Origin of the sequence: Pseudoalteromonas rhizosphaerae, assembly GCF_902498845.1 — a bacterium.
In the GTDB taxonomy this organism is placed as follows: domain Bacteria; phylum Pseudomonadota; class Gammaproteobacteria; order Enterobacterales; family Alteromonadaceae; genus Pseudoalteromonas; species Pseudoalteromonas rhizosphaerae.
Window position 1 is genome coordinate 186,374 of the sequence record NZ_CABVLM010000004.1, and the last position, 15,828, is coordinate 202,201.

The 15,828-nt window shown below is 38.3% G+C and carries 20 protein-coding genes and 2 tRNA genes; 10 read left to right on the top strand and 12 right to left on the bottom strand.

Annotated features, from left to right (window positions below):
* Positions 1-25 precede the first annotated feature (25 nt).
* Positions 26-268 (bottom strand): hypothetical protein, encoded by a 243-nt coding sequence (locus PSR9079_RS07890; protein ID WP_149981038.1) that lies wholly within the window; start codon positions 266-268, stop codon positions 26-28.
* Positions 269-495: 227 nt separating this feature from the next.
* Between PSR9079_RS07890 and PSR9079_RS07895 the strand changes: the two genes are divergently transcribed.
* Positions 496-1,044: a TIGR00645 family protein gene (locus PSR9079_RS07895; RefSeq protein WP_149981039.1), complete on the top strand. Its 549-nt coding sequence runs from the start codon at positions 496-498 to the stop codon at positions 1,042-1,044.
* Positions 1,045-1,082: 38 nt separating this feature from the next.
* On the opposite strand, the gene PSR9079_RS07900 is transcribed toward PSR9079_RS07895, so the two are convergent.
* Both PSR9079_RS07900 and PSR9079_RS07905 read right to left on the bottom strand, forming a co-directional pair.
* Positions 1,083-2,282, bottom strand: a complete 1,200-nt coding sequence (locus tag PSR9079_RS07900) for an ABC transporter permease (RefSeq protein WP_149981040.1) — start codon at positions 2,280-2,282, stop codon at positions 1,083-1,085.
* Positions 2,279-3,217 carry an ABC transporter ATP-binding protein gene (locus PSR9079_RS07905; RefSeq protein WP_149981041.1) on the bottom strand — a complete coding sequence of 313 codons (939 nt, stop codon included), beginning with the start codon at positions 3,215-3,217 and terminating at the stop codon, positions 2,279-2,281. The genes PSR9079_RS07900 and PSR9079_RS07905 overlap by 4 nt, the downstream gene beginning before the upstream one ends.
* A gap of 389 nt (positions 3,218-3,606) precedes the next feature.
* On the opposite strand from PSR9079_RS07905, the gene PSR9079_RS07910 reads away from it, so the two are divergent.
* Both PSR9079_RS07910 and ccoG read left to right on the top strand, forming a co-directional pair.
* Complete coding sequence (locus PSR9079_RS07910; protein ID WP_149981042.1) at positions 3,607-5,025, top strand: sigma-54 interaction domain-containing protein; 1,419 nt, start codon at positions 3,607-3,609, stop codon at positions 5,023-5,025.
* Between the two features lie 141 nt (positions 5,026-5,166).
* On the top strand, positions 5,167-6,549 hold the full coding sequence (gene ccoG, locus PSR9079_RS07915) for a cytochrome c oxidase accessory protein CcoG (protein WP_149981043.1): 1,383 nt from the start codon (positions 5,167-5,169) through the stop codon (positions 6,547-6,549).
* 1 nt (position 6,550) lies between these two features.
* Here ccoG and PSR9079_RS07920 read toward each other — a convergent pair whose 3' ends face one another.
* The 3 genes from PSR9079_RS07920 to PSR9079_RS07930 all read right to left on the bottom strand — a co-directional run bounded on the left by PSR9079_RS07920 (position 6,551) and on the right by PSR9079_RS07930 (position 8,734).
* On the bottom strand, positions 6,551-6,976 hold the full coding sequence (locus PSR9079_RS07920; RefSeq protein WP_149981044.1) for a hypothetical protein: 426 nt from the start codon (positions 6,974-6,976) through the stop codon (positions 6,551-6,553).
* Between the two features lie 175 nt (positions 6,977-7,151).
* Positions 7,152-8,066, bottom strand: coding sequence for a M14 family metallopeptidase (locus tag PSR9079_RS07925; protein ID WP_149981045.1), 915 nt, complete (start codon positions 8,064-8,066; stop codon positions 7,152-7,154).
* A gap of 92 nt (positions 8,067-8,158) precedes the next feature.
* Positions 8,159-8,734 carry a hypothetical protein gene (locus PSR9079_RS07930; protein ID WP_149981046.1) on the bottom strand — a complete coding sequence of 192 codons (576 nt, stop codon included), beginning with the start codon at positions 8,732-8,734 and terminating at the stop codon, positions 8,159-8,161.
* A gap of 477 nt (positions 8,735-9,211) precedes the next feature.
* Between PSR9079_RS07930 and PSR9079_RS07935 the strand changes: the two genes are divergently transcribed.
* Positions 9,212-10,495 (top strand): sensor domain-containing diguanylate cyclase, encoded by a 1,284-nt coding sequence (locus tag PSR9079_RS07935; RefSeq protein ID WP_179959157.1) that lies wholly within the window; start codon positions 9,212-9,214, stop codon positions 10,493-10,495.
* Positions 10,496-10,553: 58 nt separating this feature from the next.
* Here the strand turns inward: PSR9079_RS07935 and PSR9079_RS07940 are convergent, their stop codons facing one another.
* The 6 genes from PSR9079_RS07940 to PSR9079_RS07965 are packed head-to-tail and all read right to left on the bottom strand — an operon-like array spanning position 10,554 to position 13,257.
* On the bottom strand, positions 10,554-11,231 hold the full coding sequence (locus PSR9079_RS07940) for a pseudouridine synthase (RefSeq protein ID WP_149981048.1): 678 nt from the start codon (positions 11,229-11,231) through the stop codon (positions 10,554-10,556).
* Positions 11,232-11,233: 2 nt separating this feature from the next.
* Positions 11,234-11,563, bottom strand: coding sequence for a TusE/DsrC/DsvC family sulfur relay protein (locus PSR9079_RS07945; RefSeq protein WP_145233784.1), 330 nt, complete (start codon positions 11,561-11,563; stop codon positions 11,234-11,236).
* Positions 11,564-11,566: 3 nt separating this feature from the next.
* Positions 11,567-11,833, bottom strand: coding sequence for a DsrH/TusB family sulfur metabolism protein (locus PSR9079_RS07950; protein ID WP_149981049.1), 267 nt, complete (start codon positions 11,831-11,833; stop codon positions 11,567-11,569).
* A complete protein-coding gene (gene tusC / locus PSR9079_RS07955) occupies positions 11,830-12,186 on the bottom strand; it encodes a sulfurtransferase complex subunit TusC (RefSeq protein WP_145233789.1) in 357 nt (118 codons plus the stop codon). Before tusC ends, PSR9079_RS07950 begins: the two co-directional genes overlap by 4 nt.
* Positions 12,183-12,536: a sulfurtransferase complex subunit TusD gene (gene tusD, locus PSR9079_RS07960; protein WP_149981050.1), complete on the bottom strand. Its 354-nt coding sequence runs from the start codon at positions 12,534-12,536 to the stop codon at positions 12,183-12,185. Before tusD ends, tusC begins: the two co-directional genes overlap by 4 nt.
* A 55-nt stretch (positions 12,537-12,591) precedes the next feature.
* Positions 12,592-13,257, bottom strand: coding sequence for a Bax inhibitor-1/YccA family protein (locus PSR9079_RS07965; RefSeq protein ID WP_145233793.1), 666 nt, complete (start codon positions 13,255-13,257; stop codon positions 12,592-12,594).
* A 253-nt stretch (positions 13,258-13,510) separates the two neighbouring features.
* Here PSR9079_RS07965 and PSR9079_RS07970 point away from each other — a divergent pair.
* The 6 genes from PSR9079_RS07970 (at position 13,511) to proQ (ending at position 15,811) form a co-directional block, all read left to right on the top strand.
* A tRNA-Ser gene (locus PSR9079_RS07970) sits at positions 13,511-13,601 on the top strand.
* Positions 13,602-13,653: 52 nt separating this feature from the next.
* Positions 13,654-13,744: transfer RNA gene (locus tag PSR9079_RS07975), tRNA-Ser, on the top strand.
* 143 nt (positions 13,745-13,887) lie between these two features.
* Positions 13,888-14,283, top strand: coding sequence for a hypothetical protein (locus tag PSR9079_RS07980; protein WP_145233799.1), 396 nt, complete (start codon positions 13,888-13,890; stop codon positions 14,281-14,283).
* Positions 14,284-14,408: 125 nt separating this feature from the next.
* Entirely contained in the window at positions 14,409-14,870 is a 462-nt protein-coding gene (locus PSR9079_RS07985; protein ID WP_149981051.1) for a GAF domain-containing protein, read from the top strand.
* Positions 14,867-15,145 carry a hypothetical protein gene (locus PSR9079_RS07990; protein ID WP_064666123.1) on the top strand — a complete coding sequence of 93 codons (279 nt, stop codon included), beginning with the start codon at positions 14,867-14,869 and terminating at the stop codon, positions 15,143-15,145. The genes PSR9079_RS07985 and PSR9079_RS07990 overlap by 4 nt, the downstream gene beginning before the upstream one ends.
* 15 nt (positions 15,146-15,160) lie before the next feature.
* Positions 15,161-15,811 (top strand): RNA chaperone ProQ, encoded by a 651-nt coding sequence (gene proQ, locus PSR9079_RS07995; protein ID WP_149981052.1) that lies wholly within the window; start codon positions 15,161-15,163, stop codon positions 15,809-15,811.
* Positions 15,812-15,828: the final 17 nt, after the last annotated feature.

Genomic DNA, 15,828 nt, shown 5'->3' on the forward strand with positions numbered 1-15,828 from the left:
TATGCCTTTAGAGGCATTTTTGACGTTAGATTTTTACGTCAGTGACTTTTTTATAGCCTTCTGATTCAAGTTCATCATTTACGCACTTTAGTACGTATGGTTTAAGCTCTTCATTGCTGATGTCGTCGTCTTTAGCCCAGTTTAAACACATCTCAGTGTATTCTTTAATTGTTTCGGCGGAAGCTTCAACAGCATCGTCAGCAACAGCAAAAGTTGCATAAACTGCAAATAATGGCGCTACGATAAGCGCTAGCAATGCTTTTTTCATTCGTGTATTCCTAAAAAATGTAGTGACTGCTGTTTTATATTCAAAAACAACAGTGATCCAATCAAGCAACATGCTGTTGGTAAGTGATTCTTAAACGAAATGACAATAAAAGATAACGAAATATTTTTATCGTAAAGACAAATATAATGTAATAAGAGACGGTAAAATAATGAGAAACTTATGTTAATCAATGCTATCTTACGCCAGCTATCAATTTAGGAATAATTATGTCTCAAAGCCAACTACCTGACACCACACCTCGTGTTGCATCTAAACTAGAACAGTTTGTTGAAAGCTTTATTTTTCGAGCCCGCTGGCTACTAGCTCCCTTTTTTATAGGCTTACTCGTTGCAATTGTACTGTTACTTTTGAAGTTTTTTAAATACCTGTATCAAATGGCGATAAATACATTTAGCGCTACTAATGAGCAACTACTGGTGGGTATTTTGACCTTGGTTGATACCGCATTACTGGCAGGATTATTATTAATAATTATTTTTAGTGGCTATGAAAATTTTGTTTCTAAATTAAATATTGGTAATCATGAAGATCGCCCTGCATGGATGGGTAAAGTAGGTTTTTCTGGTCTTAAAATGAAATTGATCAGCGCAATTGTTGCCATTTCTGCAGTCGAACTGTTAAAGGTGTTTATAAGCTCTACTAGTCACTCAAGTGATGAATTGATGTGGAAAGTAATAATTCATGCTACTTTTGTGATATCAGGTGTGCTATTTGCTCTCACTGATTTTATAAATAGCAAAACTCACAATCATTAAATAGCAGATAACGCAACGCTATCTGCCTATATGTTTTGTTATTTAAAGATACTCAACCACATAGCCTTTAAACTCGGTTCTTTTGCGTACATATTCATACCCATTTTAAAAATACGAGCGGCAAATATACGTAAGTAATAAAAACAGCCAATACTGAGAAGCAGGGATAAGAGTGCTTGCCAAATTGGTATTTCAACTAATGACATGCGCACCGGCATAACCGCAAATGCCGTGATCGGCAAGTAACTAAGCACGATTGTTAAAACACTGTTTGGTGCATCGATAACAAAAAATGCAATCACAATAGGTGCCAATGGCAGCATCATTAAGGCACTTTTACTACTGTGATTAGGATCATCAATACCCGCTGCGATCGCAGCCATAAATGCAGCGCAGATGCCAAGACCTACAATCGCATAGGCTAACAACCAAGGCAGTAATGACCAATTAATAAAGTCTAAATTGAGGGCTTGTTGTTTAATGATAACAGTAAAAAATAGCATCGATAAAATAATCGATAGCAAGGTGCCAATCATGGTTTTTACTGCAAGTAATATTTGCCCAAGTAGCTTACCATCTATCCATGTTTGTGGTGTCATGGTGGCTAGCAATTGCTCCGTTACGCGGTTTTGCTTTTCACCGGTAATACTGACAAAGAGTTGGCCAAAGATCCCAAACATCGCAACAAATAATAATATCAGTACCCCAAATGCTGTGTATGTTTGACTACGATCAGCTTGATTTTTCAAAAGCTCGTCAAGTACCCTATGTTCAATTGAAATATTTTTCGTCAATCCTAGTCGTTGTTGCTCGCTTAAGCCTAAGCTATCAAATTGAGCTTGTTGCAATTGCGCTCTAAGGAGCGATTGCAATGTTGTTTGCCATGCTGATTTTACAGCCGTTATTAACGTATATGAGTGAGTCGCTTGGTCAAACTTAAGTACGCCATCATAGCCAGTATCCTCAGCTAAATTTGCAATGATGGCAGTTAAATCATCATGTTTGGTAAACTTAAATTGTGTCGATGTAGGCTCTGTTTTGACGCTAAACTCGAGGTTGCTTGCTAAATGATAACCTTGTTCAAGTTGACTGTTTGCAGTGGCAAAAAAATAAATAACTCCAGCAATAGCGAGCATGATCAACTTCGAAATAATTTCTTGTTTTAATTTAAAAAAATGCAAGAACTCCCATTTTGCAACAATCCAGAGCTGTTGCTGTGTAAGCGATGATTTATTCATAGCGTCGTTCCTTGATCCAGTTTAGCGTTATGCTCAGCTACTGCGTGTAAATAAATTGCATGCAGTGACTGAGCTTTATTTTTGAGTTCACATATTTCCCCGATGCTGATTAACTGAGGAAGTAACTGGTTAAGTGATTGGTGTTGCTTTAGGGTGATAGTTAGTTGCTGTGCTTTTATTTGCTCAACACAATAATGTTCACATAGTTGCTCAAAGTAAGTTTGATTAATTGGATCGTTGAATACGACTTGAATACTATTATTTTGCGCGCTTTGAAGTATATTACTGAGTTTGCCGTATAAAACACTTTCACCTTGATTTAATAGCAATACCCGATCAGCAAGTTTTTCTACCATCGCCATCTGATGTGCACTTAAAATAACGGTCATGCCTTGCTGTTTTAATTGCGCTAAAAATTCAACAACTAATTCCTGATTAATAGGATCTAAGCCAGAAAATGGCTCATCTAAAATTACCCATTTGGGCTTATGTAAAATTGCAGTGATCAATTGGATTTTTTGTTGGTTCCCTTTAGAAAGTGATTTTAAGGGGTCATTCAAGCGTGCGGTTAAATTAAATTTAGCTAACCAATAGTCACAGCGCTGCGTAAATTCGCTATCTTTTACGCCGTGTAATGCTGCAAAAAATTGTAGATTTTGTTTTATTGTTTTTTCTGGATAGAGGCCTCGGTCTTCTGGTAGATAGCCCAGTAAATGTGCCGGAATAGATGAATACGCTTGTCCTGCATCATTGAGTTGAATAGAGCCACTATCTGGAGAGGAAAAACCAACGATCATTTTTACTAATGATGATTTCCCCGCACCATTTGGGCCAAGTAAAGCAAAAATCTCTCCTGGTTGCACATCAAATGACAGCTTATTCACCGCAGTAACCGTTTTATAGTGTTTTTCAAGGTTGTTAATAATTAACGACATGTGATCCCTACAATATTGTTTTTTTTGAGTTTAATCGGTTACAACCAAGAATGTAACTACTACCAGAGATGAAATTGTAAGCAAAGATTATGCAATAATTAAATAAGAAGTGTGCAGACACTGCAGTTAATACATATTTGCAAAGCTAATGCATTACAATCACAAGCTGATTAACTTTGTCTTGATGATAGTTAGGTATCTATTAATTTATTTTTCAAATATTTAACGATGAGCGCTGTAGTCTTACAGTTACTTTAGATGCGGTTCATGATGAAGCAAAACGACGGATAGTTTCGCTTTAATGAACGGTATGAGTTAGTCACTTAGGGTGCAAATCTTCGCCATTATAGGCATAATAAACGCGATATTTCGCGAGATTGGTGTAAGCAATGATAAAACAGTTTTTAGACGATCCAACTTTATTACTCAACGCCGTTGGTGAGGGAATATATGGCTTTGATTTAAGTGGTAATGCGGTATTTGTAAATCCCGCTGCTGAACGCATGACGGGATGGCATGCAGATGAGTTGCTGGGTAAAAAAATTCATCAGTACCATCATCATAGTCACGCTGACGGACGGCCATATCCAGCAGATGAATGCCAGATTTATTGCACTATGTTTGACGGCAAGCATCGCCATGTTAAAGATGAGGTATTTTGGCGTAAAGACGGCAGCTGTTTCGCGGTAGAATATACATCTACACCCGTTTATAAAAATAATCAGTTGATCGGCGCTGTCGCGATATTTCGCGATGTCTCAAAACAACACCAGACAGAGCACGCACTGCGTGATGCTTTAGCGCAAGTGAATCACTTAAGTGAGCAATTAAAAGAGCAAAATAGCTATTTGATAGCAGAACTTAATGAAGATTGGCAAGAGTCTGGTTTGGTAGGCAAAAGCCACGTATTTCAAACCATGCTTGAGCAAATAAAACTTGTTAGCCCGACCGATAGCACGGTATTGATTTTAGGTGAAAACGGCACAGGAAAAGAATTAGTTGCTCGTAACTTACATCGCTTAAGTGGGCGCAGTGGGCAATCCTTTATTAAGGTTAATTGCGCCGCATTTACGCCAAGCTTACTTGAATCTGAGTTATTTGGTCATGAAAAGGGGGCTTTTACGGGGGCTAAGGAGCATCGTAAAGGACGTTTTGAGTTGGCTAATAATGGCACCATTTTTTTAGACGAAATTGGAGAGCTTGCTCTTGAAGCGCAAAGTAAGTTGTTACGGGTATTGCAAGAGCATGAATTTGAACGTGTTGGCAGTAGTCAAACACGTAAAGTTAATATTCGTGTAATTGCTGCGACTAATCGTGACCTATGGGCCATGGTGCAGTCAGGATGCTTTAGAATAGATTTATATTATCGACTAAATGTATTTCCAATCACAGTTCCACCACTGAAAGCGCGTAAAGAAGATATTCCATATTTGTGTAGTAATTTAATTGCGCAATTAAATAAACGTCTTGGTAAACAGCTCAAAGGACTCAGTGAAAAAGCTATAACACAGCTACAAGCTTATGATTGGCCGGGTAATATTCGTGAATTACAGAATGTACTAGAGCGAGAGGCTATTTTATCAAAGCAGTCTGTATTGCAGTTATCGCAACCACTTGATGCCAATGCTAGCGCTAACCTAAACACGGATCTGAGCCTTGACGAAGCGCAGAGACAGCATATCATCGCAGTATTAGAATTATCAAATTGGCAAATTTCTGGCAGTCAAGGCGCGGCAGTTAAATTAGGCATGCCGGAGAGTACGTTACGATCAAAAATGCGCAAGTTGATGATCCGTAAAAATCGTTAGATATCACGATACTCGCTAAATGTCGCGATTTTAGCGAGTTTATTAAATAAAAATTCATTAATATTCAACTGCTTAATTTAATTTCTGTTTGGTCTGAAACTTGCAAACTTACGGGCCTAACCGTCACAGTAAGTAGTTATTATGAAATTTGATATTAAAGAAGAAGATATGATCATCAAGCCCTATAAGCATGAAGGGCCTATTTATATCCGTGAGCAAAAAGGATTTTTCCAGCGTATTCGCCGTAACCTTGGTTGGTTACTCATGCTTACATTCATTCTTATTCCTTGGATCCCATACAAAGGCCAGCAAGCGGTATTGCTAGATGTTGCGAGTCAAAAGTTTGCTATTTTTGGGCTGACCTTACTGCCCCAAGATTTTATGATCTTGGCGTTGTTATTTATGTTAGGCGCTTTTGCGTTGTTTTTTGTTACCAATTGGCTTGGCCGGGTATGGTGTGGATATACATGCCCACAAACAATTTGGATGCTGATGTTTTCATGGGTGGAGCAACGTATAGAGGGAACACGTAATCAACGTATAAAGTTAGATAAATCCGCGTGGACGTTATCAAAATGGCAGAAAAAAACAATCAAGCATAGCGCTTGGTTAATCATATCATTGTTTACAGCAACGTCATTTATGGCTTACTTTATTCCGGCTAAAAGCTTGTATGGGGATATGTTTACTCTGCAATGGTCGGGCATCACTAGTTTTTGGGTATTTTTGTTTGCCTTTTGTACTTATGGAAATGCCGGTTTCTTAAGAGAAAAAATGTGCACTATTGCTTGTCCATACTCACGGTTTCAGGCTGTAATGTTTGATAAAGATACATTACTTGTCACTTACGATAGTGCGCGTGGGGAAAGTCGTGGTCCACGTAAACGTAAGGCCGATCCTAAAGCGTTAGATTTAGGTGATTGCGTAGATTGCAATTTATGTGTGGAAGTGTGCCCGGCAGGGATTGATATTCGTAACGGCTTACAATATGAATGTATTAACTGTGGTTTATGTATCGATGCATGTGACGATACAATGGATAAGTTTGGCTATCAAAAAGGCTTGATCAAGTACGCAAGCGAAAAACAGATGGCTGGCGAGCAAACTAATCCATACCGGTTGAAACTGGTTGGTTATGGCGCACTCACAGTTTTATTAATGGTCAGTATGTTAGCGTGGTTAGTTCAACGCACGCCAATCGAAGTGTCAGTACTGCGTGATCGTAATGCATTATATCGAGTAAATTATGAGGGCTTAGTTGAAAACCCTTACACCTTGACAATAATTAATAAAACACAGCAGTTAGTGCATTACCGAGTAGCGATTACCGGTCTTGATGTGGCTAAGTTACAGAGTCCTCAACTTACAGCTGTCGAGCCTGGTCAAATGAAGCGCATCCCGGTCACTGTGGTTGCCGATGGCTATGATTTACCAAGTAAGCTCAATGAACTTGATTTTGTGATCACAGCCGAAGAAGATAGCAGTATTAATACATCAATAAGCAGTGTGTTTTATCGTAACTAATTTATGCAGAGTGAAACTGAGCTGCTTTATCGTTCATTGTTTGGTTAACAAAGGTTTTAGCTTGCGCTAAACTTTTAAACAAGCTGTGACGAATATCCACGCTAAGGCCTGCATTGTGAATAATGCGTTGCATTTGATTGATTACGATAGCTGAATCAAAAATATAAGCGCTAGCAATACATCCATTACGAACCATGGCAGAGGCCAACACTGTAAGTTGTTGCTCTGCCTGAGGAGTTGCAGCCAACAAATTTTGAGAATCACTGATATATCCCCATGGTTTATTGGCAAGCTGACTAACCTGCTCAAATAAGCCATTGCTAAATGAGGTTACTAAACTTGCATTAAGATTCCCGCAAAAATTAGCAATGATTATATTTTGCTCGCGGTGTAAACTAACCTGTCCATGTTTATTGCTAAATTTCAACGTGCTTCCTTGTAAGAAAATTTAAGAGCGCGAATTTTATACAATTAAAACGCGGAGTCTAGGTATTTTTTAATTTTTTATAAATTTGCATTAATTAATCAGTGATTAATTAATAACCAGATTAAAAATGTCAGAACAGGGCCTAAATATAATTACCAATAGACCCTCGCAATAATTATTTTGTAAGCAGGTGATCTAATGCACCTTTAATTGCAGCCACCTGTGCTGTAATACATAGCTCATCTGTTGCCGTCGGACTATCTGGGTACACTTCTGTCGTCGTGACATACTGTGCATCTGTAAAGCCCATGCATAAACCGAGTTCTCGTGCTGCATAATTGATCACACCATGTTGTTCTAATGGCACTCCAATGAGTTGATTGTTTTCATCACTGGGGGCAATTTGAGTCACATTAGCAACAGTGTCGATAATCGCTTTTTGGAATTGCGGTTCAGGTTTATTGCTATCAGCGACAAGATAAAAACCATCAGGAATATTCCAATTAGTGTTCACTTTGCCATCACGAGCCGCAAGTGCAGGGCGAAACTCACTGTTGTCAGTGTCAGTTGTTTCATGCAGATCAATATGCGCTAATAAAGGTATATTTTGTGCTTTAATATAATTTATTAGTGCTGCTGACTCTGGTGCTGGGCTTGGTGAATAAAACGAACGGTTTGGATCTATGGCTGCTGGGTTCCAGCGATTAATGGTTTCATATCCCCACGGGCTAATACAAGGAGCAACCAGTAAGTTAAACTCTTTAGCGTATTTCATACCTAGCGTTTTCATAAAATGTAATGCGCCATGAACACCGCTTGTTTCATAGCCATGTACGCCACCGGTGATCAATATGCTCGGTTTATTCGATGCCCACTGTTTTGATTTAATAATAAAAAGAGGGTAGCGAGTAGGATCAAAACTGAGCGCACCATATTGCTCAACCTCGAAATCATTATCCAGTTCGTTGATTAAAGTTACAACTTCAGATTGATAGCTACGTTTAATCGTTTGTAGGTTAAACCAGCACTGTTTATCTTTATCATTCCAAGGCGTGCCTTGAGTACCTATTGGATAGTTATTTTCGCTCATAGAACCTTCATTTATTACAATAAAGGTTTAGCTTATCGCTGTACTAACCTCACTGCAACTAGCTGCGACTAATACACAACTGTGAATTATATTTATAAGCTGTTTGAGGACTCATATAAATTGGCATTTTGGCGCTTATGGGCTTCAAATAAATAAGCCCTTAGATGTTCTTTCCCTTGATGAATATGAGTGATCTTGGCAGCCATGCCTCGCTTACTAAAACGTACCGGTTTGATGTCGATAGTAATATTTTTTTTGTTTGGAAGGGTTAGTTTTATCTGTTGCTCAATCGCTAAAGGAGCTTTTTGAGTGGTTGATTTTAGAAAAAGTCCAGTACTTGAGATTGATTCAACTTCAAAGTCTTGGCTCCGAATATTGAGGTTCCCGCCACGCCAACAGCGCTTTATTCCTTGTGTGTCGATGACCTCTGGTGCGCTTAATACAGGGGTCACAATGCCAGTTTTAGCAATTCTTATTTCAAGTGGAAACCATAATTGATAATCGCCAACTTCAGCCAGTAGTGTTAATTTTGTATTATTTAGTAATTCAGCAATATTGGCAGGGATAGAGCTTTGTAATGTCAGTGTATGATTGTCCCTCAATTTTGAAGGAACCGTCACTTGGAAAAGATCTGATATAAAATTTAGTTCTTCATTGGTCATATCCATTTAGCATCTAATCCCATGCGCGCGATAATGTAGTTAATACCGTATTTTAAGTCGAGAGTTTATTCATACAATAATGTATAACGGCAGTGTAATAACATACTTGAGTTATTTAAGAAAATAAGCATATTGTGCGCCACAAAGTCGTCTTTTTGGATTGTTAAAATATATAAGAGCTAGCACTTTTATACATTTTCAGATGATAAATCTACCCCTATTTATTCTTACATGATAGTTTTTTGTTTGTTTAATAAACAGTGGCTAAGTTTTATTGCTAAAATAACGTAAATTACTGGACCTGATAAAGTTATTAAGGGTATTTTTAAATTGCGATTTCACTTTTATATTGTTTACATTAATCAACTGCTCTTTACGAATTTTCTCACGCCGAATATTTTCATCTGCTTACATTCCTTTAAATTATTCTGGTGTACTTCCAAGTGCATGTTTTTATGCACACGTAATTAATGGGCAATGTATATGGACTATATTTTCTATCAACAATCAATAATTAACTTCATTGCACAATATGCTGGTAATTCTAAATCACAATTAACAGCGATGGTTGATGACACGCGCAGTATTTTAAGAGTTGATGCGTATAGGCTTTTTGAAAATATTCTTTTAAATTATCAACAATTGGGAGTAATTGAATATAGTAAAGTAGATTGCCTACTTAAAAGTGTTGCCGTGAATTTGAAAACTTCAAGTGAGTCTGAGTATTTTCTCGTTTCACAGTTAGCAACCTGGTGGCAAGAATGGCATTTCGCGCTATCGATGCGCGTAGAAACGAGTCAAAATAATGCTGTTATCGTGCAAAATAGTGATTACTCAACGCAAGATAATAAACCACTAACCCGCCAGCATGATTTGAGTGAGTACGTTAATTTATTTACGCAAGTGCCAATACCGTTGTGTAATGTATGTATGCTCACCGAGAATATAATCCGTATAAACCAACGTTTTGTAGATGTGTTCGGTTACACTATTGAGGATATTCCAACACTTAATGATTGGTGGCTTAATGCTTACCCAGATCCACATTATCTGATGTGGGTGCGACAAACGTGGCAACAAGCTCTTAGCTTTGCGTTAGAAAATGATACTGATATTGAACCACAAGTTTATTGTGTTACTTGTAAAGATGGCTCCCATATAATGATGGAAATTTCGGGAAGATATTTTAGGCACGAATTTTTAGCTATATTTAAGGATGTAACACAGCATTTAGCTGCTGAAGATACACTTCGAGACATGGCATTTTTAGACTCATTAACACAAATTGCCAATCGACGTTGTTTTGATGACAAGTTGGCCAATGAACTTGAATTAATGAATAAAAAAATAAAGCCGTTATCAATGATCTTAATCGATATTGATTATTTTAAGCAATACAACGATAACTACGGTCATATTAAAGGCGATGAATGCTTGTATCAAATTGCACAATGTATTGCAGTGGCCACGATGAATCACGAAAAGGACTTTGTTGCCCGTTTTGGCGGTGAGGAATTTGTGGTGTTACTGCCAGAGGCTGATCCGAAAAAGGCTTTACATAGTGCATTACAAATCCAGCAAGCAGTTAATCAATTAGCTATTAAGCATGAATATACAGATATTGGCTATATAACACTAAGCATGGGCATTAAAACTTTGCATAATCCCCAAACTGGCGATTATATCTATTTTGCTGATGCGGCAGATAAAGCTTTGTACCAAGCAAAAAGACAAGGGCGTAATTGTATCGTTGTTAGTGAAGATTGATACAAAAAATCAGCTGCGCGCTACTAGGCATATTTGAAATAGCTGCGCTCAAGCACAGCTATAGTTCATCTGCGATTATTTTAAAATGGCCATTATCAATTCCTTTTAACGTATAGTCACCAATACGATAGCGGATTAAACGTAAAGTAGGGTGGCCAATATGTGCTGTCATTCTTCTTACTTGGCGATTACGTCCTTCGGTAAGGGTAATACTGAGCCAACTGGTTGGAATGTTTTTTCGCTCTCTAACGGGAGGATTACGTGGCCATAAAGTTGGCTCATCTATGCGTTTAACAACGGCTGGTAATGTTAATCCGTCTTTGAGCTCGACGCCTTGGCACAGTTGTTTAATTGCTGCATCAGTTGGTTCACCTTCAACTTGTGCCCAGTAAGTTTTACTGGTTTTTTTGTTTGGCGCTGTTAAAGTGTTTTGTAATTTCCCACAATTAGTGAGCAATAGCAGGCCCTCACTGTCTCTATCTAATCGTCCTGCAGCATATATATCTTTAATGGTAATAAAGTCAGCTAAGGTTTGTCTGTTTGCTTCATCAGTAAACTGGCACAGCACATCAAATGGTTTATTAAATAAGACAATTTTTCGCTCACTGGCGGTAATGGCTGGTTTTATCTCGCGCTTTATTGAGTTATTCACTTTTTTGGTTGTAATTGCACCGCGATTATAGCTACGGCCGCTATTTCGGCGTTTTGCTGTATTATTTGGTTTAGCTATTGTCATTGCTAGATGCACCGTGCGGGTTTTGGTAAGCCAGCAATTTTAGTTGCTTGCTTAGCTGGGCCTTTAGGAAAAAGAGTATACAGATAAATACTATTGCCTTTATCTTCACCCAGTGCTTTTGCCATTGCTTTAACTAACATTCTTATTGCTGGGCTGGTGTTGTACTCCAAATAAAAATTACGCACAAAATGAATCACTTCCCAGTGTTGGGAGGTTAATTCAATGTTTTCTTGCTCGGCAATAACGCAGGCTAATTGTTCACTCCATAACGAGTGATCAAGTAAGTAACCTTGTTTATCCGTGTCGATAATTTGATTATTAAATTCAAGCATGTATTACCACGTAATAGAGTGAGATGTTGCTAATGTTAGTGCGACAAAGTCGTCATAACTAAGCGAGTGATCGGGCTGATTGATTGTGATATCTCGTACCTTGGCGTCATCAGCAAGTATTAATAAGTGCGTTGCAAGCTGTCTAAATTGGGCAATCGCAAAGCATGCGTCACTTAATAATAATACTTTGTCTGCTGACTGGATCAGGTTAACTAATTGATCCGTGTTGTAATAGCCAAGTGGCTTGGAAAATATGTGTAAAGTGCTCATAAGTTCACTATGTGTTGTTGCTGGGCTATAAGTTGAGTTTGCTGCTGATAATTAAGCGCTTTTACTTCTACTAACAAGTTATGTTTATCAAGGCCATACTCGAGCAGAGACTTTTCACATACATAAATGTTTTCAACATCGTAAATTTCTAGCGTTCTGATGGTCTTAAAGTAGTTCTTTAAACCTATATGCTCAGGTTGTTGATGTTTTTTTAGGGCTAGTACCGCAGGGCCGCTAAATAACCAACTAATATTTTGCTCAACAGCAGCGAATATTAATGTCATATCTAATGCATCACGAATATGTAAATCATCGAAAGGACTATGGTGGCTTAAAACTAATACATTGATCATTTAAATTGCACCCATTTATCCGCATCACTGGCAAGCATTGCAAACTCAGCTAACCCTGCGACTGCAAAAACACCGGTATTATTTATATCAAGGCCACGCTTTTCGGCAGCAGTAACACACAACATAAGATGAATCCCTTGCTCATGTAATTGTTGCCATAAAGCATTAATCGCTAATTCATCAGCTGCCAAATCTAGTTGCTCGCTGGCATGAAAAACGCCGTTTTGATACAAAAAAATGGCATCAATGTTATGCCCTTGTGTTAAACATGCTTGTGCAAATTTAACCAAACGTTGCGTGGTATCATGATCCGATGGTGCGCTGTGCAGAGAAAGTACAAATCGTGCCAAAACTATTCCAATAAAAAAGCCCCTAAAGAGGGGCTATTTTAACAGAACTATTTAATTAGTCATTATTTGCGCCAAGCAGTGCAAGCAATGAAGTAAACAAGTTATATACACTTAAATATAAAGAGACTGTAGCGCGAATATAGTTTGTTTCGCCACCGTTGATGATGCGGCTTGTATCAAACAAGATTAAGCCAGACATGATCAATACAACCGCTGCATTTAATACCATAAACATTAGCGAGCTGCCGATGAAGATATTAACAATGCTGGCCACAATCACAACAATAAGGCCTACCGTTAAAAAACCGCCCATAAAAGAGAAATCTTTTTTAGTATTTAGTGCATACGCAGACAAACCAAAGAAAATCAGTGCAGTTGATCCTAACGCTTGCATGATAAGCATTGGGCCATTTGGCATCGCTGCATAATGGTTAAGTAACGGACCAAGTCCCGCACCCATTAAACCCGTAAAAGCGAATACCCATGCAACGCCTGACGCGCTTTCGGCTTTTTTATTTACGACAAATAAAAGGCCAAATGAAATAAGAGTAAAAACTAACCCCATAAAATAAGGTAGTTGTAATGCCATTGAGATACCAGCCGTCACAGCACTAAATGCTAATGTCATGGCCAATAAGAAATAGGTGTTTTTAAGTACCTTGTTTGTTTCAATGGTCGACATAACCGGTCTAGCGGTATTGTACGAATGATTAAATGCCATTTTAGAGCTCCTTTAGAAACCTATTGTAAGTTCCGATAATTAAACTGAAGTTAGATTACCAAGACTTCTATATTTGGGCAAACCTTTGTAGTTCAATAGACCGATAATTAAAAAGAAAAGTTCAATTTAGTGTGAATTTTGCTCAGTGGTGAGTTAAGAATATACAAATCAATGGTTTTTTAAGCACTTGAACACTTTTTTGAAAAAAAAAGCTTCACAAAGAGCACTGCCTTCTCTATTATGCAGGCCGTGCGGAGAGATGGCAGAGTGGTCGAATGCACCGGTCTTGAAAACCGGCAGGGGTTTATAGCCCCTCTAGGGTTCAAATCCCTATCTCTCCACCACCTAATTAAAATAATTGCGAGTACACTCTTATTCGTGATTTATAAATGTTTCGGAGAGATGGCAGAGTGGTCGAATGCACCGGTCTTGAAAACCGGCAGGGGTTTATAGCCCCTCTAGGGTTCAAATCCCTATCTCTCCACCATATAAAATAGCCCGCTAAATTAGCGGGCTTTTTTGTGCCTAAGTTTTATGTAGTTATTTAGTTACGACCATAGTCTCTATTTCGATGTTGTAAAACATCATGCATTCTTAGTATTTATTCAGGTATGATTTTAAGGACGCATTATGAAACATCGGCTTGCAAAAAGTGTTGGGTTATCATTACTTTCACCTGTGATCATTGGCAGTGTGTTAGGAGTTTATTATGCATTAACGCTCAATACCGATCCGCTGACTACCTTTTTCCAGTTACTTATGAGTGCGATAGCTAACGCGCATATTGTCGGTTTAACCATGGCTGCTTTTGTAGTACCCGGATATTTATTGATGTACAAGTACGCGAAAGTTAATTATTCGGGAGTACTGACATTAGGTTTACTCGGTGGTGCAATTTTTAGTTACTTACTCAGTGCAACAGGTGGTATGGTCTTTTTAATTAATACCGCGATGTCAGCTTTAGCGGCGGGACTGTTTTTATATGGATTAAGGTTAGGTGCGATAAAACAACAGCCTCCTCAATAGCAGAATTATTAACCAAGCTTGCTGAAAATTAGGGCAAATTGCTTTTTTTTGCCCTGAAAAGGTTTCAATTATTGGCGACAAAGAGTACCTTTAGCTACTGTATGTTTGATAAGAAGTAGTTTGGTATGCAAAAGCAAGAATTTTACCAGTCATTAGTTAAACAAACTGAATCGCTAATTACTGGTGAACCTAACATTATTGCCAATATGGCGAATATTAGCGCGCTGTTATTTACGTCACTCGATGATGTAAATTGGGCTGGTTTTTATTTGATGGATTCACCAACTGAATTAGTACTTGGTCCGTTTCAAGGTAATCCTGCATGTATCCGAATTCCTGTCGGAAAGGGGGTCTGTGGAACTGCCGCTGCAACTGCGCAAACTCAACTTGTTGAAGATGTACATGCATTTGCAGGCCACATTGCCTGTGATGCGGCGTCAAACTCTGAAATAGTAATACCTATCCACAAAAATGGTGAGGTATTTGCTGTATTAGATATCGACAGCCCAAGTATTGCTAGGTTTGATGCTGATGATAAGCAAGGTTTAGAAGCACTCATCGCGTGCTTTGAGGCAACTATTGCATGAAAGACTTAGTAAATGTACAGGATTATCTGTTTGCCATCACTGATGTAGGTGATTGGGAAGGGGATGAAGAGCATGTAGCGGAAACGCTCAACGATTTAATCCACATTGCATGGGATCGTCTTCCTGATGATACTGAATGTGAATTAATTGATGAAATTATAAATGGTATTTGGGAACACCTTCGAGGTGATATGGCTGTAATTGAAGCCGACTTTGAAGAGCTGGTCGACTGGGTAACACACTACGTCGATTCGTCCCTTGATGAAAAGATGTGAAAAATAGGTTCTAAAATGGAAACCACAAACAAGCTAAAAGATATTAATGAAGTGTTGGAATTTTTATATCAAGAATTTCCGCAATGTTTTAAACAAAAAGACGGCATCAAGCCGCTGAAAGTAGGTATCTTTAAAGATATCGCTGAGCGAATTGAAGGTTCTGAAAAAGTTAGTAAGACGCAAGTACGTCAAGCACTGAGAAAATATACGTCTAACTGGCGTTATTTAGAAGCCGTGACTAAGTCTGAATTTCGTATTGATCTTGATGGAAATCAAGATGCTAAAGTGGAACAAGAGCACATTGATCATGCTCAAAAAGCACTTGAAGAAAGTCGTGCGAAAATGGCTAAACGTAAAAAGTCACAACGTCCACGTAATGATTCAGACACAAAATCTTACAAAAAGAAACCAGGCCAATTCGCTAAACCAGGCGATAAAAACGCTAAAGTTAATGCCACACCAGCAAAAGCTGCGCCGGTTAAACGTTCAGGTAAAATTGAACCTTTACCAGCAAGTGAGGTCAAGGTTAATAACAAAGTTAAAGTTAAACTTGGCCAAGCCCTTGTTAATGCAGTAATCACTGAAGTGAACAAAGAAGACGTTCATGTAGAGTTGGTAACTGGCATGCAAGTTAAAACTAAAGCAGACAGCCTGTACATTATTTAAGCTGTATATAAATTAAG